Origin of the sequence: Rheinheimera sp. UJ63 (assembly GCF_021568285.1) — a bacterium.
Classification (GTDB): domain Bacteria; phylum Pseudomonadota; class Gammaproteobacteria; order Enterobacterales; family Alteromonadaceae; genus Alishewanella; species Alishewanella maricola.
In genome coordinates this window covers 107573-126763 of the sequence record NZ_JAKGTQ010000007.1, presented here as the reverse complement: position 1 = coordinate 126763, position 19191 = coordinate 107573, and the positions used below count along the sequence as shown (strand labels likewise).

Below are 19191 nucleotides of genomic sequence, written 5' to 3'. Positions count from 1 at the left end.
ATGGCGTCCTACTTCTTACTACCTGGACGCCGAGAGCGATGTTATCCTCGCTGCCTAAAGTCGAGTAAGCAGAAATACCCTGTCCGAAAGAAAAATGCCGGTCAGCTTAACTGACCGGCATTAAGCCGAAGCTGCCTTTTTCATGAGCGGGTATGACTTAGTAGAAGTTCATCCGGAAGTCGATACCAAACACCCGTGGTTCGTTAACAAAACCAGTCAGGTTACTGAAGTCAATAGCACCTTTCAGGTTGTCCTGATCAGTGATATTGCGGCCAAACACACCGACTTCATAACTGTTTTTGTAGTTAACGTAGGCCACGCGTAAGCCAGCTTCATTATTGTTTTTGCTGTTGAATTCTGCTGATTCATACAAGAACAAATTGGTGTCGCCTTGCACTTGGTAATCGGCATACACATAGATTTCACCGCTTTCTAACGGATAATCGTAGCGTGCATTCAAGGTTAAGATGGTTTCTGGTGCTTGTGGGAAGGGGTTGCCGTTAATTAACGCTAAACCATTTACCACCGGATCTAACACCGTACACTGCCCAGAGCCACAAGGTGCGATAGTCAGGTTGTCGTCTTTTAGCTCGGTTTTGTTATAGCTAAAACCACCCCCTAACATCAGGTTTTTTAATACCCGATAGTCAAAATCCACTTCAAAGCCGTAGCCTGTGCCTTTGTCAGCATTGATTAGCTGGTTACCTTGGGTTTCACCACCAATGGCTGATAATTGAATATCATCAATGACGTAGTAAAACAGCGCAGCATTTAAGCGTAAGGTGTTGTCGAGTAAGTCAGACTTAGTACCCACTTCAAATGAAGTAATGGTTTCAGCACCGGCGACTGACGGCGGCGCTTCAAATGCCACATCACGACCTTGGATAGTTTGCGCACGGAAACCTTCAGCGGCGCGGGTAAATAAGCTAGTCGTATCGGTTAAGCGATAGTTAGCGCTTAATTCCCAGCCTAATTGATCGTCTTTTACTTTGATCGGGTCATATTGTTGCTCAGACGCGAAACCAATCACTACCGCAAAACCATCAACGTTTTGTTGGCCAACCGAGAAGGTTTTTTCATCATCGGTATAACGTAAGCCGCCCGTTACGGTTAGCTTTTCGGTAAGTTGATAGGTTGCTTGACCAAATAACGCCCAGCTAGTATTGCCGTGAAATACTTCGGTGGCACCAAAGAAACCATCAACGGTATTCACCGCAAAGGATGAGTCAAAGTAGTAAGCACCGACCTGCCAGCTCAGCGCATTACTGGTATCACTGGCTAAACGGAATTCTTGGGTAAATTGACGCAGACCATTAAGTTGATCTTCAGTAACGGCATCGGCTACTGCAGCATCACCGGCTTCATTCACATTACCACCGTCGATGTCACCAATACCGCCGCCACTGGCTTTTTCTAATGCGGTGATAGAGGTAAGGGTCATTTCTTCTAATTTCACGTCAACTTTCAGCGAGGTACCCCAAGCATCATAGTTTTGACGGTTATTACCCGGGCCATCATAAGCGACAACATCACGATCGTAATTGTTGTTTAACTCGTTGCTGCCTTTAGTCAGGATGTTTTTGCGGAACATGGTTGATGTGCCGTCGTAGTTACGATTATGCACATTTAACAAGGCATCAAATTCATCTGATTCAAATAAGAATTGTAGACGTGCCGCGCGCTCATCATAGCCGCCCATCACATCATTTTGGCCAGTGAAGCTATTGTCGATCCAGTTACTGCGATGTTGTGACAACAATGACAAACGCGCCGAGAGTGAATCGGTTAAAGCGCCACCGACAGCACCTTCAAAGTGTGCACTGCCTAAGGTGCCCGCCGTCGTTTTTACATAAGCATCGAATTCTTGGCGTGGCTTAACGGTATCAAATTTAATGATACCGGCTGTGGTGTTACGACCAAACAGCGTGCCTTGCGGACCACGGATCACTTCAACTTGTTCGACGTCGAACAACGGGAAGCTTTTTAAGATCACGTTTTCCATAACAACATCATCCATGACGATAGATACAGGTTGTGATGCAGCGAGATCGAAATCGGTGTTACCTAAACCACGAATATAAAAACGTGGTGCGGCACGGCCGTTCGAACTTTCGGCATAAAGGCCGGGCACTTTAATCGCTAAAGCGGTAATGTCATCACCCGATGAGAAAATACTGTCGAACTTTTCACCAGACAGTGTGGCCACAGAGATTGGCACTTCTTGAATGCTTTGGCTGCGACGCTGTGCGGTAATAGTGATGGTTTCCAGTTGTTTTTCTTCAGTTTCTAGGTTTTTGTCACTTTCCTGCGCCAGCAGAGCAGGAGAAAAACCCAGTGTTGCACCGAACAGTGCTGCGTGCATCGCAGCGACTAGGGCAGATTTGCTGAATGGGGTCATTAACATTGCACCTTTTAAGTTGTGAGCGAATCGTCATTTTATGAGTTTATGTGCCTATAACGATGCCGTGCTGGAGTGACCACAGTGGCATGGTTAAAAGCGGCGGTTAATATACCAGCTTATCGTGTTTTTTGCTGCAATTAGCCGAATTTTTCAACAGGAACACTAGTAAAGTGATCGCCAGTGTTGTAATAACGTAAACAGCGTAAATGGTTAAAGGATAAGACGATGCGTTTTTTAACGGCTTTGTGGTGCTTTGTGCTTTTGGGTGTTAGCCCGGGGTTATTTGCACATACCACCGGTTGGCAACCTGCACAGCATTTACGTGCTGAGTTAGTCAGTGAATACCAAACAGTAAAGCCTGGGCAAACACTGCAACTCGCCTTGCATTTTATCCCTGACGAACACTGGCACACCTACTGGATTAACCCAGGTGACTCAGGCTTACCCACCAGTATTGATTGGCAGCTACCCGCAGGCGTGACGGCGGGCCCCATTCAATGGCCCACACCTCAGCAATTCTCTATTCCCCCTTTAATGAATTACGGTTTCGGCGGCCCCACCGTGTTGCTGAGCGAATTAACCGTACCGGCAGATTACGCCGCTACTGAGCTAAATATTGCGGCGAATGTTGATTGGCTGGTTTGTGAAGAGATTTGTATTCCCACCTCAGCCAGTTTTGAACTGACCTTGGCGGTGGCTGCACAAGCTATCGTGTCAGAAACCGCCGTTGACCTGATCAACCAAGGTAAAGTGAGTCAGCCCAATGTACTTGCGGTCAGCGGTCAATATGATATTGCCGGAGGCAGCTTGTCAGCCGCGATCAGTGGCTTGCCTGATATCGATTTTCAGCATTTCTTCGTGCGCGCCACTGAAGTAGTTGATCACGCCGCGCCGCAGCAATTATTAGTCAGTGAAGGAGAGTGGATTTTACGCCAGCCGCTGAACACTTACTTTACCGGTGCGCCAGAGCAATTTGAAGTGGTGTTAGTGAGCGCTTCCGGGCAGGGGTACAGTGTGCAATTGCAAGTGGCCAGTGATAGTGCTGCAAGCAGCAGTCCTGCCACGAAAACAGCGCCAGCGCTGTGGTTAGTGTTATTAATGGCCGCAGCAGGCGGTTTTATTTTGAATCTCATGCCGTGCGTGTTCCCGGTATTATCGTTAAAAGCCTTGAGTATTGCGGGTAATACCGGATCGCAGCAACAACAGCGCTCAGATGCCCTGTTTTACAGTTTGGGGGTGGTGCTCAGTTTCGTCGCTTTAGCCTTAGTGTTGTTAGCCCTGCGCAGTGCCGGCAGTGCGGTCGGTTGGGGCTTTCAATTACAAAGCCCTTGGCTCGTGGCGGCACTGGCCTATCTGTTATTTGCCTTGGGCTTAAGTTTGTCGGGTTTGGTGCAGTTTGGCTTGGGCTTGATGAATACCGGCAGCGCCTTAACCCAACAAAAAGGCGGTAAAGGCTCGTTTTTTACCGGCGTTCTGGCAGTGATAGTCGCTAGCCCTTGTACCGCACCCTTTATGGGCGGCGCGTTAGGTTATGCCGTGACGCAACCTCCGTTGTTAGCCTTGTTGGTTTTCGTTGCCTTGGGCTTAGGCATGGCGCTGCCTTTCTTGTTACTTGCCTATATGCCTCGCTTGGCAAAAGCCTTACCTAAGCCTGGCGCCTGGATGGAGACCTTAAAGCAATTATTGGCCTATCCACTGTATTTAAGCGCTGTTTGGCTGGCTTGGGTCTTTGGCCGACAAGTTGGTATTGATGCCTTGGCCATTTTGCTGTGTGGTGCGGTGGCCATTGCCGCAGCCTGTTGGTTATGGGGCCGCTGGCAAATGCGCCGACAAGGTATCGCTGAACCGATCTTTGCCGTGCTGCTGCTGGTGTTAGCCATGTATGTCGTGAGTTTTCCTGCACCTAATACCTCAACCAATACCGCTGATGCAGCACAGCAGCATTGGTCAGCATGGAGCCCGCAACGTTTAGCTGAACTTAAAGCCGCCAATAAACCGGTACTGGTTAATATGACAGCCGATTGGTGTATTACCTGCTTAGTCAATGAACAGGTGGCACTGAATACCGAGAGCAGTAAAGCCGCCTTAGCCTTATATGATGTGACCTATTTGAAAGGCGACTGGACGCTCAAAGATGCCGATATCACGGCCTATTTGCATCAATATCAACGCGAGGGCGTGCCGTTGTATGTGTTGTATTGGCCGGGGCAACCGGCTGAAGTGTTACCACAGATTTTAACGCCTGATACGCTCAGGCAAACCTTAGAGCGGTTAAGTCGTCAATAACACCGCTTCATTTATTTGGACATTTACAGGAGTTAACCCTATGAAAAAAATGACATTACTTGCAGCAGCCGCTGCTACGTTGTTTGCGGCTAACTTGTTTGCAGCACCGCAAGTAGGTGTGCCAGCACCTGACTTTACGGTAAAAGACTCAACCGGTAAGGTACACAGCCTAAAAGATTTTGCTGGCAAAGAGGTGGTATTAGAGTGGACCAATCATGATTGTCCGTTTGTGGTCAAACATTACAACGGCAATATGCAGCAGTTGCAAAAAACCTATACCGAGCAAGACGTAGTGTGGCTCAGTGTGATTTCCTCTAAGCCCGGCAGTCAAGGCCACATTGATGGCGCAAAATCAGCTGAACTGACCACAAGCCGTGGTGCCGCGCCAACAGCGGTGTTATTTGATGAGAGTGGTGTGATGGGTAAAGCCTATGATGCGCGTACCACACCACATATGTATGTAATTGATAAAGCCGGTGTGCTGCAGTATATGGGTGGCATTGATAGCATCCCGTCTGCCAAGGTAGATGATATTGCTAAAGCTACGCCGTATTTTGCTAATGCTGCAACCGCAGTATTAGCCGGTCAAACGCCGGATCCTGCGGTGACTAAGCCTTATGGCTGCAGTGTTAAATACTAAGAGGTGAGTATGCTGCCGGTTTTAAGCAGCCGGCAGCTCACTGATCGCCACTGCAGCAAAATAAATCGCCGTTTTACTCTCGTGTGACGAATAATAACTGAGCAGCAATCTGTCATCTTGTAATACCATCCCAGCGTAACTGCAATCACCACCTGAGGGTAGTGTTAGCCATTCTGTTAGCTCACCACTTTGCATGTTAATACCGCAGAGGCTGGTACGCACCCTATCATCATATAATCTGACGCAAGCCACAGCGCGGTTATCGGCTAATTGTAGCCAGTGTGGGCCACCAATTCGCGCCGTTAATGCTTGCCAGTGCCATTGGCGATAAGGGGGTGTGCTGCGTCCTAAGAGCCCTACCTCAGGATCCCGGCGCAATAGGCAATACGCGGTGTTATCAGGTTGAAATAGCAAACTGTTTTCATTGGCATAACTGCCTTGGTAAATATCTTCATGTAGCTTAAATTGCAGGGTGCTATCGCCAATATATAACCGCGATAGTGAGGGGCGGCCAACATAATAAGCCAAAGCATAAGCCTGCTGGCCGTGCCAAGTCAGTCGCCATAGCCAAAAGTTAATATCACCGACCGCTTGCGCGGCAGACCACACTGCACCGTCGATTGAATACCAAATATAGGATTGATGACTGCCCTGGCTTTTATCATGCAACGCACCGGCGCCTAAAAGCATTAAGCGGCCATCGGGGTGGCAACTGAATTTGGGATCACGTAAGTCGGCGGCAGCATGCTGCACTAACGCCATATTGTGCCAGCTATTGCCGTGATCGGTTGAACGTAGCACGCGAAAAGCACCATCAGGCGAAACATGAGCTGTAGCTTCGCGAAACACACACCACAGCGCACCCTGCCAAGCAATTAAGTCGGTAAAGGCATTGTGCTCACCTTGTTGCCAAATACAGCGACTGTGCATGGTGACTCCGTATTAATCTGTTTGTAAGGCCGTGATCGGATCCAACTCTGAGGCTTTAATGGCAGGATAAACCCCAAAAGCGACACCGATTAACGCACAGATACTAAAGCTTAGCACGATAGCTGGGATTGACCAGGACACCGCCCAACCAGAATAAAAAGCAATTAATTCAGAGAGAATAATACCAAACAGAATACCGGCGATGCCGCCGACAATAGCGATGGTGAAGCTTTCGGCAACAAACTGCAGTTTAATATCGCGTTTAGTGGCGCCAATAGCGCGTAATAAACCAATTTCTTTGGTGCGTTCTAACACCGTGGCCAGCATGATATTCATAATACCAATACCGCCTACCAGCAACGAAATACCCGCCACACAGGACATCACAATATTAAATATTTTTTGTGTTTGCTCCTGCTGTGCTAATAACGCCGCGGGTACGATTAAGCGAAAATCATCAATATCATGATGACGTTGCTGCAATAAATAGTTTAGGGCGCGGGCTGCGACGGCGCTATTGGCACCTTCGGTTAACTGTAAACGAAACGAGCTGAGTTCGGCATCCAGAGGAATACTGCGAAAGCGGCTGCGGGCGGTTTGTAGCGGCATAAACAGTTGGTTTTGTTCACCACCCAGCTTAATACCCTGAAATTCGTTTTGGCTGTTATAGGGCTCGGCCAACACGCCGATAACCTCTAACCAGACATGATTGACTTTAACATAACGGCCAAGTGCATCGCCTTCAGGAAACAAATTAGCGGCCATTTGTGAGCCGAGCACGGCCACTTGTGCGGCATACAGGTCTTCTTGCTCTGTAAAGTTACGGCCGCTAGCAAATGGCAAGCTACTAAGTGCCATATAACTGGGTAATACACCCACGGCTAAACCTTCGCTTTTACCGCTGTGGCTGATAATGGCATAGGTTTCGAGCTGGCGCTCGGCGCTAAAGCCGGTGATGTTAGGTAGCGTTGTCACGGCCGCTTGCAGATCGCTTTGGCTCAGCCCTAAAGAATGTTTGCGATGCTCTAATAAGGTTTTTTCGTCAAAGGTTTTGCTCTCAACAATAATGTTGCGCAGCCCCATGGTTTCAATGGTTTTTAAGGCTTCGCGTTCGGCGCCTTCACCAATGTTAAGCATCGCAATTACCGCACCTACACCAAATATCATACCGAGTAAGGTTAGAAAGGTACGAAGTTTATGTTGTGCCAACTCAGCCAAGGTATCTTTTAGCATGGCGCTATGTTTCATGTTAGTTCTCCGGTGGCAATAAGCTGATACGATCGCCGGCGCTTAGGCCTTCGATAATTTCGGCGTGTGTTAGGCTTTTAGCACCTAAGCTTACGGCTTGTCGTTGCAAACTGCCGCCGCGTTGTTGCCACACATATTGGCCTTTTTCATCGCTGAAAATGGCTTGCAAGGGTAGCGCTAACACCTCCGGCAAGGTGTTAGCTAAAATCTCAGCGCGTACTTTTGCTCCCGGTAAAAAGAAATCTTGTTGGGCGCTTGGTGCCACGATAACTTCAATATAGCGGCGCGGATCGCGACGTTCGCGCGATTGCGCCACTTGACCCACGCTTTGGATGCGGCCCTCAAGTACTTGCTCTGGGCGAGCGGTTAAACGAAAAAACACCGGTTGATCGACCGCTAAGCCAACTGACTCTTGTTCAATAATCAGCAGTTTGACATGTTGTAAGCTTAAGTCTGGAATACTGCCCAGCTTTTCGCCGGGAAACACCATCCGACCCACCTCGGGTTTTTCACCGCGCCAGTTGCTGTCATACAGCAAAATACCCTTGTGTTGAGCGCGGATTTCGAGTGCAGCTAAGCCCGTTTCAGCCTGGGTCAATAAGCTTTGTTGCTGCCCTTTTTGCAGTTGTAGCAAGTCGAGTTCGCCTTGCGAGCGGTTGGCAAAACTTTGTTGTTGCCAATCTAAGTAAGACTGCTTTTCACCTAAAAACTCTTTATTTTGCATCGAGTCTAAGATTTCTAGGCGTGAGCGTATTTGGATATCATCAATACTAAAACGGTCGGCAAAGGCAAATTCTTGCTGCACAAGGCGCTGATCTAAACCAATAGTGGACAGTTCTGCTTGTTGCTGAGTGCCTTTAAAGTCTTGATCGGCCAGTACGCCAGATAAAGCATTACTGGCATCACGCCGGCTGCGTTCTAACTGCGTCGCATCAAAACGGATCACCAAATCTCCGGGTGAAACACTGCTGTATTCTGGGGTGATCTCGGCGATAAAACGGGGGCCTCGGGTACTTTGAGGCGCATTGATGCTAATGGCGTTAACGGCAAATAACTCCCCTTCAGCTTGAATGCGGTGTTCAAGCGTGCTCGATTGCAGTGTTAATAAGGCTGCGTTCTCGTCGGTTTCACCACAACCACTGAGTAGAAGCAAACTACCGGCTAACATAACGGCATAGCGCATTATTCACCTCCTGCCGCTAAACGAATTTGTAAGCGCGCACTCATACCCGGGCGCATAATAGCCAAATCTGTTTCGTCGAGTTTGATACTGGCATCGACGACGCGGCTAAGATTTTCGGCTGTTTTGTTGCGCACCGCAGTGCCTAAATCGGTCAGCACGCCACTAAAGTTGCGCTCGGGATAGGCATCTAAGGTAATTTGCACCACTAGGCCGCTACGAAGGTACTTTAAATCAACTTCATCAATTTCAGTTTTGATATACAAACTTTCTAATTGGCTAACTTCGGCAATGGGTTGGCCAAACTGAACGGTATCGCCAACCGATGATTTTTCGCCATTGTAATTAGGTACATACACCATGATGCCGGCAAAGGGCGCGCTAATTTTTAACGACGCGACTTCCCGTTTTAATTGTTCTACCTCAGCGCTTAAGCGGGCAATTTTCGAGGAAATAATTTGTTGCTCGGCATCGCGCTGTTGTTGATGAAAATCTAAACGACTTTGCGCTAATTGATACTGACTTTTCGCAATAGTGAAGTCGATCTGCGATTTTCGGCGATCATTTGCAGAGCGAGAGTTATCCACTATCTCGGCCTTACGCTGTTCACGATCATGGTCGTTTTTGCGTTCGGCTAATTGCAGTTTTAATTCCTCAAAACGTTGTTCATCAGCGGTTAAACGGTTGGCCAATTCTTGCTCTGCACTGCGCAGTTCAATATTTTTATTACGCAGCTCGTCTTGTACGCTTTGGCTATCAAAGCCAATTACCGGCATGCCTTGTTGCAACAAACTGCCTTCTGGCGCCATTTCTTTAATATTGTATTGCCATAAGCGGCCGACACTGGGAGGGGTGATGGTAAAAAAAGTGGCTGCGGCTAACTGACCCGTTGCTCGTACCGTTTGGCGTTGTTGCTCATTATTGCTCGTTTCTGGTGCGGGTGTGCAGCTAATTAAGCCGAAACAAACCAGGCTAGAGAGTAGCAGTCGAAATGGCATGTTAGCGTACCTCTAATAGCAAGCCCATGCCCAGCAACGGCTGAGATATGGGTAGGTTGCTCGCGCTAAATTGCGCTCGATAATACAAGGCATTGCCCCAGGCTTGACGCTTTTCGCCTTGACCAGCCAGTTGTTGCAGTGTTACGGGGAATTGCAACTCAGGGGAAATATCAAAACGAGCACTAATGTGTTTAGCTTGCTGCAAACGCGCTACATCTACTTCATGTACCCAGGCTTCAACATAAAGGCCATTTAACTCGGTCACTTCGGCAATCGACCATCCGGGCTGTGCGGTAACACCGCCAAATAATTTGGTGCGATACCAAGGATGTAAGCCATAACTGATGGCGCCGTCCCGTTCGGCGTACACGCTCATTTTGGTCAGGTTTAACTCTGCTTCAGCGAGCTCTGCCGCTGTTTTATCAATTTGCAGTTGCTGTTTGAATAACGTGGTTTGTTGTTCTTGCTTGGCAGTAACGAGGGTTTCCCGGGCTTTTTGCAATTCGGTAGTAGCACGTTGCTGTAATAGCTGGTTATTTTCATAGTCGTACAAACTGAGGTTGGTTTTAGGCACCGCTGCGTCAATGTTGGCTTTCTCTAATAATAATTCGCGGCGCTGCAATTCATACTCTGCTTCCATCACCTTTAACGCTTGCTGGCTTTCGAGTTGTTTTAATTGCTCTTGAGTGCTGACTAATTGGTTTTTGAGCCGTTCAATATTGGCTTGAATGGAGCCGGCATCAAAAACCGCCACCAAGTCGCCGGCTTTAACCGCTTCTGCTTCCGGTTTTAGCCATTGCACTTGAATACGCCAAGTGTCGCTCATTGGTGCGACAATGGTTTGCCGATATTCCGACACTAAACTGCCGGTGAGCAGCAGCGGTAATTCACTTTGTACTTGCTGGCTCAGAGTGGTGGCCAGGATCAAACTTAAACCGAACATTGGCTGTCCTCAAGTATTTGGCCGTCACGCATTCTAATGACCCGCTGGGCATAGGCGGCAATGTCATCTTCATGGGTTACCATCACGACGGTATTGCCTTGCTGATGCAGGCTGGTAAGTAATTGCATGATTTCTATTGAGGTTTTACTGTCTAGGTTGCCGGTAGGCTCATCGGCAAAAATCACTTTGGGGTTGTTGATCAGTGCGCGGGCAATGGCCACACGCTGACGCTGGCCCCCTGACATTTCTGCCGGCTTATGATGCATACGATGGCCTAGCCCTACTTGTTCTAACAATGTTTCGGCACGTTGTAGCGCTTCAATGGCGGGGGTGTCGGTGTAACGTAAGGGCAGCGCCACGTTTTCGGCGGCACTTAGCCGGGGGAGCAAATGAAATGATTGGAAAATAAAACCAATATGCTGATTGCGCATGGCCGAGAGTTGTTCATCATTCAGCGCACTAACATCAGCACCGGCCAGCTGGTATTGACCACTGCTCGGGGTGTCGAGACAACCCAGAATATTCATGAGTGTTGATTTGCCGGAACCCGAACTGCCCATAATGGCCACAAATTCATTTTCGGCGATGGTTAAACTGACCTCTCGTAGCGCTGCAACCTGAGTATCACCGCTACCAAAAATTTTACTTAACGCTTGAGCGCTTATCATGGAGCAACCTTACAACAAAATCATTATGGCAGTTTGGCATAAGGTGCAGTGCAAGAACCAGTTTAGTAGGTAGCTATAGTGTAACTAAATGTAAATTTGGCTTTAATAACCCCTGCACTCAATGTAGCTTGGGCAGGGGTCTTAGGGCTTGTTGATGTTTGATGGTTGTTTTTGCAGCTGAATGGCTGGTATTTATACAAGGCAGAGCTTGTGCCGTGTAGTTATTCTACATAAACAAGCGATAACGTAGTAGAAATGCCAGCCACACGCTGCCCGAAGGGTTCGTCTGGCGATGCTTTGCTCTTTGTCACTCGTCGTTTATTTAGAATAACTAAACTGCACTCCTCGTTTCGCGAGCAAAACATCGCCAAACGAACAAAATCTAAACAGCAAACGTCAACAAGCCCTAGGCTTATACAGGTAACAAGTCTAAAACTTGCTCAATACTGTTCAGGCTTCGGCGCTGAGTAATAAAACGGCGGCCAAGCTCGATAGCCTGTTTTTCGATGTTGGCGCGTTGTTGCTCACTGCTGACTTTATCTAAGTCGGCCACATGCGCTAACCCTACGGTACGCCGGATCAGCTCACAGCCAGCATAGCCAATGGCATCAGCAAAAACCTGCTGCAAAAATTGTTTTTGATACAAGCTGTTACGCAGCATCGGATCTTGGCTGTCTTGGCTCATTAACTGGCTAAATTGTTCAGCGAATACTTGCCACAGTGTTAGGCATTGTTGGCGCACATAGGTTTGGTGTTCAGTGACCGCCTCGGTATCTGCCAGTAACCCAGCGCAACCAAGATAGTTCAAACAAAAGTTAGCCAGTAACGAGCCAACATCAAAGCCGATAGGGCCATAAAAGCCAAATTCGGCGTCGATCACCTTGCAGTTTTCAGCATTGACAAAAATACTGCCGCTGTGCAAATCGCCGTGTAACAAGGCTTGTGGCTTAGATAAAAAGTCGGCTTTTAGTGCGGCGACTTCCGCTTGTAGCGCTTCGTCTTGCCATAGTTCGCGTGCGGTGCTGATAATCAAATCATGGATGTTATTGCGCTCGTGATTGCAGTAGGGATCGGTAAAAAATAAATCTTCGGTAATTTGGCAAAGATCGGGGTTAATAAACTGCGCCACGGCAGCTTTTTTTGCAGGCCCCGTCAGCACAAAATCACTGGTATAAAATAAGGTGTGCGCTAAGTAATGGCCAATTTGCGTTGCCACATGCTCATACTGTTTGCCTTTAATCAGTGCCGTGCGCAAGATGGTATATTGCTTTAAATCTTCCATCAGAATGGCCGACAGCTCAGCATCAAAATGGCGGATTTCAACGGTATGCTCAGGGCAAAAACGCGCATGTACGCGCAATACTTCCGCTTCAATGCGGGCGCGGTCGGTGCTTAAAGGCCAACTTTCGCCCACACAGCGAGCATAGGGCAGGGCTTGCTTTACAATCAGCGAAGTCCCTTTATCATTCGACACACGAAACACTAAATTGAGATTGCCGTCACCAAACTCTTCGGCAGACAGCTTACTGTGATCGCCAAAGAGTTCACTGTGCTTGTCGGCAAAACGCATGGCGTCGTCGTTATTGAAAATGCGGTAATCAGTCATCGGGTTACCTATTTACTTGAGAAGAAAAACGCGTGGCAGCATAATCGCAAACCTTATAGACGTCTGCAACGCCAAATAGGAATAAGCTATGAAAAACTTGTCTGCACTTAGTCTGAAAACGCATCAGGGAGAGCTATACGTTTTAGATCAAACCTTATTACCCCATCAACAGCAATGGCTGCATTGCACAACGGTAACGCAGATGGTGACGTTGATCCAGCGTTTACAATTACGCGGCGCACCGGCTATCGGCATTGGTGCCAGTTTATTATTAGCCTATCGTGCTACTCAGGGCGATAGCCAAGCGCAACTGCAAAAAGACGCCGAAATATTACGGGCCGCACGGCCAACGGCGGTTAATTTAATGAATAACTTAGATAGCATGCTTGAGGCTATTCAGCAGACGGATTTTGTCAGTGCCACGGTCGCGTGCGCCGAAGCATTATTTGCCGAAGATGTGGCGCTGTGTCAACTGATGGCAGAGCACGGTGCGGCCTTAGTGCAACCGAATGAACAGTTATTAACCCACTGTAATACCGGTGGTTTAGCTACCGCAGGCGTCGGTACGGCGCTAGGTGTGATTAATTTAGCGCATCAACAAGGCAAAAATATTCGGCTGTGGGTAGATGAAACGCGGCCACTGTTACAAGGCGGTCGTTTAACCGCGTGGGAGTGCCAGCAATTGGGTATTCCGTATCAGCTAATTTGCGACAATATGGCCGCGATGTTAATGGCGCGCGGGCAGGTCGATCGCATTTTTGTGGGGTCAGATCGTATCGCGGCCAATGGTGACTTTGCCAATAAAGTGGGTACTTACAGCTTGTCGGTATTAGCGCACTATCATCAGGTCCCCTTCTATGTAGTGGCACCGCATACCACCGTCGATTTAGCCTGTGCCGATGGCAGTGTCATCCCTATTGAGCAACGAAATGCCGATGAGGTACGCGGGGTCAGTGGCGCTTTTGGTCAAACGTTGTGGGCACCCGAGGAAGCACCGGTGTTTAACCCCGCTTTTGATGTCACGCCTGCCAATTTAGTGACCGGTTGGGTGTTAGATACCGGGGTTTACAGCCAACAAGATATTGCCGCGGGGGTATTAACTGCACTGTTTAAAAAAGCCTAAGCTAAAACAGATTGTCTGAAAGGCTATACAAAGGCTGCTAGAGATAACAGCAATATCTTGATGAGTTGTAATTTCTTTGTTAGCGATGTCAGGTTTTTTTACACGCCTTGAGTGGAGCTCATGCAAGTCATTAATTTTTTACGGTTTATTTTATTGGCATGTTTTTTGTATAAATGAAATTAGAAAGAGTAAACCTCAATTAAAATAATGACACAGGAAAATAAAAATGAATAAATACCTTTTGGCCGCAGCGGGATTGCTATTATCGGCTAGCGTTTTTTCAGCTAAGGCTGGAATCATTTCTGAGACCTATCAATTAAAAATTACAACATCAGACTCTCTGGGCTATTCAGCAATATCCATAGGTCAAATTTTTGATCTTACTATTTTTTACTACGATACTTCTGATACTACTCTTGCTTATGCTTCATTACCTCGTCCTTTTTTGGGTGCAGCGCAGCCTAGAATTTGTGCAAACAATTACACTGGCACAGTTAATTGTTCAAATCCTTCAACAGTATCTTCCTTTACTTATCAGCCCAATGTTGCAGAGGCAAGTGATGTTACTAATACCAATGGGTTGAATTTAGGTTTGCTTTTTAACCTACCAGTTGGAGTTACAGCTGCCGGTTCAGCGTTCGATTATGTAAGCACTCGTATAAAGAATACTAGCGGAGTTATAAATACTTCTTTAACAAGCTCTAATGGTGGATTTTTACTTTCATACAACTCTCTAACTTCGGCAGGTGCGAATCCTCAAAATGGATTTATCCGTGCTTACACTTCAGCTGGAAATACACAAATGAATTTTGTTCAGGTTTTCAATCAGACATCTGATTTGTCTATTAACGTTACTGCAGCCAATCAACCCCCAGCTTCGGTCCCGGCTCCGGCTACCTACGCCATGATGTTATTGGGGTTGTTTGGTTTAGGTTTGGTACGTAAAGCCAAAGCACGTCAATGATGTTTTTTTGTGCCAGAGAAGTATCTGGGCACTAAGATAAAAACATTCCGCTGTTGCTGGATGAAACGCGGCAATTGTTTCAATGCGGTCGTTTAACGGCTTGGGAATGTCAGCAACTGGGCATTCCGTATCAGCTACTTTGCGACATATGGTTGCGATGTTAATGGCGCGCGGACGGGTTGATTGCATTGGCTAATGCTGTTAGCGGCCAAGTATTTACCACCCCGTATAACGATAACTCGCCAAAATGCCGGTTAGCCGCCCAAAGTTAAGAGTGGCAACACCGGTATTTTTTTACAGAATGCTCAGCGAAATATGCTTTGAAATGTCAACAATGGCAGTACTACCAGTAAACTCAAATCTTACCTTACCGACTGAAGATAAATAAATTTCTAGCTCAGAATCGAGATCGAAAGTGCCCGACGTTTCTACTGAGTAAGCCACAATGTTTTTGTAGGGTAGCGAGGTAAAATCTTTTTTGCTGCCGGTAATACCTTGCACGTTTACTGCAATGATTCTTTTATTGGTGAATACCACGCCGTCACGCATCGATTTATACGAATCGATCACGGTTTCATCGTCTAATAACAGTGCCGTGACTTTTTCAGCAAAGTCGTTGTTTTGTTTCAGTTTAAAGACGCTTTTATTATTAAAATCGATCATGAAATATCCTTGTTAGCGATGTTTGGTCAACAAGCAAAAATGGCAGCCTAAAATAAACAATGTAATAACGCTAATGTGGCTTTGTTTATTTCACCGCCTGGTTAAACACTATTTATACCAAATGCTCACGACAACCGTCGCGGGCATCCAGGAGCCACCACTTTGCGATTGCGTGATATGGGTAATCTCAATATCCGGATGTGTGGCCAGCCACAGGTTAATTTCTGCTTCTAATCCAGAAATAACCGGTGTTGCCGAGCCAGGCCAAAACCCGGGTTTGGGTTTTAAGATTTTAGTGAACACTTTTACTTCCATACTATGACGCTACTCCCATTTTAATCAGTAAGCTAATTTGTCGGTATAAATGCAGCATAGAGTAAAATGCGACCGCTGAAAACGGATGACAGGGTTTAGCATCATCATATGTTCAGTGCGGTTTTATTTATTTGCTTTAAATCGTGCTGGTGGCTATTGAAAAAGCGTTAAGCCGGTTCGTGCTGCCACCTTGGCATCATTTTGTGTTTGCCCCCTTGAAATCGCTTGCTGCCATCTACATATATCGGCTTATCGCGATATATAAATAAACCTATGCCTGATGACGACAACCTCAACAACACCGCTAACGGCCAAGCAATTGGACGACATTATCAAAGCGCTGGCACATCCGGTACGCCGCGATATGGTGATATGGTTAAAGACCCCAGAGCAGTATTTTGCTGATCAAGAACATCCACTGAGTTTAGGGGTGTGTGCTGGCAAAATTGAGCGACAAACTGGCTTGTCGCAAAGTACGGTATCGGCGCATCTGGCCACGCTGCAGCGTGCCGGGATTATCTCCAGCCAGAAAGTTGGGCAATGGCATTTTTTCAAACGTAACGAGGCGCTGATGCAGCAATTTATGTTGCAACTTAGCGCCGAGCTTTAATTTCTCTTTTCAACGCACAGGACAACACTATGCCAACCTTATTTGATCCTATTCAAGTGGGCGATTTACAGCTAAAAAACCGCATTATTATGGCACCGTTAACCCGCTGTCGTGCCAGTGCCGGGCGAGTACCCAATGATTTAATGGTGGAATATTACACACAGCGCGCCAGCGCGGGTTTAATTTTAACCGAGGCCACGTCGGTGATGCCAATGGGCGTGGGCTACCCTGATACGCCTGGTATTTGGTCAGCAGAGCAAGTGGCCGGTTGGCGCAAAATCACTGCGGCGGTACACCAGGCTGGTGGCAAAATTATGCTGCAATTATGGCATGTGGGCCGTATTTCCGATCCGCATTACCTAGATGGCGAACTGCCGGTAGCGCCAAGCGCTATTCCTGCCAAAGGGCATGTTAGCTTAATGCGCCCGAAAAAAGACTATGTTACGCCGCGCGCGCTAGAAACCGCAGAATTGGCTGACATTGTAGCAGCTTACCGGCAAGGTGCTGAAAACGCGAAATTAGCAGGCTTTGACGGTGTGGAGATCCATGGCGCTAACGGTTACTTATTGGATCAGTTTTTACAAGACAGCACTAACAAGCGTACCGACAATTACGGTGGCAGCATAGAGAACCGTGCCCGATTGATGTTAGAAGTGACCGATGCCGTGATTGAAGTGTGGGGCGCAGGGCGTGTGGGTATGCATTTAGCACCGCGCGCAGATGCGCATGACATGGGCGATTCGCAGCGAGCGGATACCTTTGGTTATGTTGCCAGCGAATTAAGTAAGCGTGGTATTGCCTTTATCTGTAGTCGCGAAGCGCAAGCTGCGGATAGCTTAGGACCCAAGCTGAAACAGCTCTTTGGCGGTGTCTATATTAGCAATGAGAAGTTTGATAAGGCGGCTGCAAATAAAGCATTGGCTGAGGGTATTGCCGATGCGGTGGCCTTTGGTGTGCCTTATATTGCCAACCCGGATCTGGTGGCGCGGATGCAGCAAGATGCACCTCTGAATGAGGCCAAGCCTGATTTGTTTTATGGCGGTGGTGTTGAGGGTTACACCGATTATCCGATTCTACCTCAGTAATTAGCCCTCACGTTATGGTGTAAGTTAAGAGCAGTTGCCGCAAGGGCACTGCTCTTTTTTATTGTTTTCAGCTACGCTGGGGTTATCGCTATTGCAGCGAGCGTGTTAAGCGCATGTGTTACTCAATGAGTGCAAATAACGGCTTTAAACCTTGCTAAATCTTATTGAAAGCCAAAATGCTGCCAGCATGCTTCGGAAAGCTTGCGGCTTTTTATGACAATCTGTATAAATCAGGCAGGGTAGCGGGTGTATATGGCTCACCCAACCAATGGCCTTATTTAAGGCACCGAAGAGTTTTTGCTGTGCGCTTCGCACCCTGTTATGGGTTTACTGTTGATGCCGTTATTTTTGTTATCACCCCTTTTTACGCTGTTACTGGTGCACTGGCAGTTTGCGCCACAGGCTGCCGCGATCAGCCAGCTATTTCCTGTGTTGGTGTATGCGATGTTGCTGTTAACCGCTGGGCTGGCGGTGCTAATGCGGCAATGGCATTGGTTGTACAGTGCCGTGTTGTTAGCTAGTCATTATTATGTGGTTGAAATGGCGCTGGCCAGTGAGCAACTTGCAGCAATAGCGATGCTACTGCCATTGCTGATCACCCTGTTATTTCTGTTACTGCAATTAAAACCTAAACCACAACCTAGCACTTTATCAGGCGTGTTCCTGCTGCTCGTCATACTGTTTGCACCGCCCGCCATGTTGGTATTACCGCTTGCTGACATTGTGACGCAGTTATCCCTGCCGGAAACGTTTTTAAAGCCGGTTTCTGACAGCGTTGCTATTAATTGGGGCACCCTTTGGTGGATGGCCTTAGTGGCGACTGGTTGGTTAAGTATGCTCAGTTATCATAGTGCTAATGGCCAGCGTTGGGGGCAGTTTGCTGCGTGGTTAGCGGTGATGCTGTGTTATCCCTTTATCTTGTTTGAGCAAGCCGCCGGTTGGGTCACTCTGGCGGCAGGTTTAAGTTTGCTGCTAAGCTTAACTAGTCAGATGCTGCACTTAGCTTATATTGATGAGCTGACCCAATTACCCCAGCGGCGAGCGCTGCTGAACCACTTAAGTCGCTTGGGTAAACGCAGCGCGGTGACCATGCTAGACGTTGATCACTTTAAAAAGTTTAATGATACGTATGGCCATGATGTTGGCGATCAGGTGCTTAAGTTGCTTGGCTCGATTTTGGCTAATCAGTCGGGTTTAACGGCTTATCGTTATGGCGGCGAAGAATTTACCTTGGTGTTTCATCATAACAATCAACAAAAGCTGGCTGAAAAGCTAGAGCAAGTGCGTGAAGCCGTGGCAGAGTATCCATTGGTGATCCGTCAGCAACAGCGGCCAACAGACAGTAAAGATGGCAAGCAACAACGCGGCAGTGCCGCAGCAAACAAAACCGTGCATGTCACCATCAGTTTAGGTTGCGCCTTGCGCAATAGCGGTGAAAGTACCGAGCAATTACTAAAACGCGCCGATGAAGCGCTTTATAAAGCGAAAAAAGCCGGGCGTAATAAAGTGGCGTTTGCAAATTAAGCCCCCT

Annotated in this window: 17 protein-coding genes; 7 read left to right on the top strand and 10 right to left on the bottom strand. The window is 47.6% G+C overall.

Annotated elements, in window-relative coordinates; all coding sequences use genetic code 11:
- Window positions 1-157: 157 nt before the first annotated feature.
- Entirely contained in the window at window positions 158-2398 is a 2241-nt protein-coding gene (locus L1N97_RS15525; RefSeq protein ID WP_236130421.1) for a TonB-dependent receptor, read from the bottom strand.
- A 228-nt stretch (window positions 2399-2626) separates the two neighbouring features.
- Here L1N97_RS15525 and L1N97_RS15520 point away from each other — a divergent pair, with 228 nt between their 5' ends.
- Together L1N97_RS15520 and L1N97_RS15515 are read left to right on the top strand one after the other, a co-directional pair.
- The gene (locus L1N97_RS15520; RefSeq protein ID WP_236130420.1) at window positions 2627-4687 is read left to right on the top strand and encodes a protein-disulfide reductase DsbD family protein; all 2061 of its coding nucleotides are present in this window, start codon (window positions 2627-2629) and stop codon (window positions 4685-4687) included.
- 40 nt (window positions 4688-4727) lie between these two features.
- Window positions 4728-5327, top strand: coding sequence for a redoxin domain-containing protein (locus tag L1N97_RS15515; protein ID WP_236130419.1), 600 nt, complete (start codon window positions 4728-4730; stop codon window positions 5325-5327).
- 21 nt (window positions 5328-5348) lie between these two features.
- On the opposite strand, the gene L1N97_RS15510 is transcribed toward L1N97_RS15515, so the two are convergent.
- From L1N97_RS15510 to mtnK, 7 genes are all read right to left on the bottom strand, one after another.
- The gene (locus tag L1N97_RS15510; protein WP_236130418.1) at window positions 5349-6257 is read right to left on the bottom strand and encodes a sialidase family protein; all 909 of its coding nucleotides are present in this window, start codon (window positions 6255-6257) and stop codon (window positions 5349-5351) included.
- A 12-nt stretch (window positions 6258-6269) separates the two neighbouring features.
- On the bottom strand, window positions 6270-7505 hold the full coding sequence (locus L1N97_RS15505) for an ABC transporter permease (protein WP_236130417.1): 1236 nt from the start codon (window positions 7503-7505) through the stop codon (window positions 6270-6272).
- Window position 7506: 1 nt separating this feature from the next.
- Entirely contained in the window at window positions 7507-8688 is a 1182-nt protein-coding gene (locus tag L1N97_RS15500; RefSeq protein WP_236130416.1) for an efflux RND transporter periplasmic adaptor subunit, read from the bottom strand.
- Window positions 8688-9683, bottom strand: a complete 996-nt coding sequence (locus L1N97_RS15495) for an HlyD family secretion protein (RefSeq protein WP_236130415.1) — start codon at window positions 9681-9683, stop codon at window positions 8688-8690. Before L1N97_RS15495 ends, L1N97_RS15500 begins: the two co-directional genes overlap by 1 nt.
- A gap of 1 nt (window position 9684) precedes the next feature.
- Window positions 9685-10626, bottom strand: a complete 942-nt coding sequence (locus tag L1N97_RS15490) for a multidrug transporter (RefSeq protein WP_226751396.1) — start codon at window positions 10624-10626, stop codon at window positions 9685-9687.
- On the bottom strand, window positions 10614-11294 hold the full coding sequence (locus tag L1N97_RS15485) for an ABC transporter ATP-binding protein (protein WP_229586088.1): 681 nt from the start codon (window positions 11292-11294) through the stop codon (window positions 10614-10616). Before L1N97_RS15485 ends, L1N97_RS15490 begins: the two co-directional genes overlap by 13 nt.
- A 412-nt stretch (window positions 11295-11706) precedes the next feature.
- Complete coding sequence (gene mtnK, locus L1N97_RS15480) at window positions 11707-12900, bottom strand: S-methyl-5-thioribose kinase (RefSeq protein ID WP_236130414.1); 1194 nt, start codon at window positions 12898-12900, stop codon at window positions 11707-11709.
- Window positions 12901-12988: 88 nt separating this feature from the next.
- Here mtnK and mtnA point away from each other — a divergent pair, with 88 nt between their 5' ends.
- Both mtnA and L1N97_RS15470 read left to right on the top strand, forming a co-directional pair.
- Window positions 12989-14023: an S-methyl-5-thioribose-1-phosphate isomerase gene (mtnA, locus tag L1N97_RS15475; RefSeq protein WP_236130413.1), complete on the top strand. Its 1035-nt coding sequence runs from the start codon at window positions 12989-12991 to the stop codon at window positions 14021-14023.
- Window positions 14024-14249: 226 nt separating this feature from the next.
- Window positions 14250-14987: a PEP-CTERM sorting domain-containing protein gene (locus tag L1N97_RS15470; RefSeq protein WP_236130412.1), complete on the top strand. Its 738-nt coding sequence runs from the start codon at window positions 14250-14252 to the stop codon at window positions 14985-14987.
- Window positions 14988-15281: 294 nt separating this feature from the next.
- On the opposite strand, the gene L1N97_RS15465 is transcribed toward L1N97_RS15470, so the two are convergent.
- Both L1N97_RS15465 and L1N97_RS15460 read right to left on the bottom strand, forming a co-directional pair.
- A complete protein-coding gene (locus L1N97_RS15465) occupies window positions 15282-15650 on the bottom strand; it encodes a PH domain-containing protein (protein ID WP_229586085.1) in 369 nt (122 codons plus the stop codon).
- Window positions 15651-15758: 108 nt separating this feature from the next.
- Entirely contained in the window at window positions 15759-15953 is a 195-nt protein-coding gene (locus L1N97_RS15460; protein ID WP_229586084.1) for a hypothetical protein, read from the bottom strand.
- Window positions 15954-16245: 292 nt separating this feature from the next.
- Here L1N97_RS15460 and L1N97_RS15455 point away from each other — a divergent pair, with 292 nt between their 5' ends.
- From L1N97_RS15455 to L1N97_RS15445, 3 genes are all read left to right on the top strand, one after another.
- Complete coding sequence (locus L1N97_RS15455; protein WP_229586083.1) at window positions 16246-16575, top strand: ArsR/SmtB family transcription factor; 330 nt, start codon at window positions 16246-16248, stop codon at window positions 16573-16575.
- A gap of 29 nt (window positions 16576-16604) precedes the next feature.
- Window positions 16605-17660: an alkene reductase gene (locus L1N97_RS15450; RefSeq protein WP_236130411.1), complete on the top strand. Its 1056-nt coding sequence runs from the start codon at window positions 16605-16607 to the stop codon at window positions 17658-17660.
- A gap of 321 nt (window positions 17661-17981) precedes the next feature.
- On the top strand, window positions 17982-19184 hold the full coding sequence (locus L1N97_RS15445; RefSeq protein ID WP_236130410.1) for a GGDEF domain-containing protein: 1203 nt from the start codon (window positions 17982-17984) through the stop codon (window positions 19182-19184).
- The last annotated feature ends 7 nt before the right edge of the window (window positions 19185-19191 follow it).

Excerpts from the sequence above, each read along its gene's own strand:
- L1N97_RS15510 (WP_236130418.1), bottom strand. The coding sequence starts at position 6,257 with ATGCACAGTCGCTGTATTTGGCAACAAGGTGAGCACAATGCCTTTACC.
- L1N97_RS15455 (WP_229586083.1), top strand. The coding sequence starts at position 16,246 with ATGACGACAACCTCAACAACACCGCTAACGGCCAAGCAATTGGACGAC.
- L1N97_RS15470 (WP_236130412.1), top strand. The coding sequence starts at position 14,250 with ATGAATAAATACCTTTTGGCCGCAGCGGGATTGCTATTATCGGCTAGC.
- L1N97_RS15505 (WP_236130417.1), bottom strand. The coding sequence starts at position 7,505 with ATGAAACATAGCGCCATGCTAAAAGATACCTTGGCTGAGTTGGCACAA.
- L1N97_RS15465 (WP_229586085.1), bottom strand. The coding sequence starts at position 15,650 with ATGATCGATTTTAATAATAAAAGCGTCTTTAAACTGAAACAAAACAAC.
- L1N97_RS15520 (WP_236130420.1), top strand. The coding sequence starts at position 2,627 with ATGCGTTTTTTAACGGCTTTGTGGTGCTTTGTGCTTTTGGGTGTTAGC.
- mtnA (WP_236130413.1), top strand. The coding sequence starts at position 12,989 with ATGAAAAACTTGTCTGCACTTAGTCTGAAAACGCATCAGGGAGAGCTA.
- L1N97_RS15445 (WP_236130410.1), top strand. The coding sequence starts at position 17,982 with ATGGGTTTACTGTTGATGCCGTTATTTTTGTTATCACCCCTTTTTACG.
- L1N97_RS15495 (WP_236130415.1), bottom strand. The coding sequence starts at position 9,683 with ATGCCATTTCGACTGCTACTCTCTAGCCTGGTTTGTTTCGGCTTAATT.
- L1N97_RS15485 (WP_229586088.1), bottom strand. The coding sequence starts at position 11,294 with ATGATAAGCGCTCAAGCGTTAAGTAAAATTTTTGGTAGCGGTGATACT.
- L1N97_RS15490 (WP_226751396.1), bottom strand. The coding sequence starts at position 10,626 with ATGTTCGGTTTAAGTTTGATCCTGGCCACCACTCTGAGCCAGCAAGTA.
- L1N97_RS15500 (WP_236130416.1), bottom strand. The coding sequence starts at position 8,688 with ATGCGCTATGCCGTTATGTTAGCCGGTAGTTTGCTTCTACTCAGTGGT.
- mtnK (WP_236130414.1), bottom strand. The coding sequence starts at position 12,900 with ATGACTGATTACCGCATTTTCAATAACGACGACGCCATGCGTTTTGCC.
- L1N97_RS15515 (WP_236130419.1), top strand. The coding sequence starts at position 4,728 with ATGAAAAAAATGACATTACTTGCAGCAGCCGCTGCTACGTTGTTTGCG.
- L1N97_RS15525 (WP_236130421.1), bottom strand. The coding sequence starts at position 2,398 with ATGACCCCATTCAGCAAATCTGCCCTAGTCGCTGCGATGCACGCAGCA.
- L1N97_RS15450 (WP_236130411.1), top strand. The coding sequence starts at position 16,605 with ATGCCAACCTTATTTGATCCTATTCAAGTGGGCGATTTACAGCTAAAA.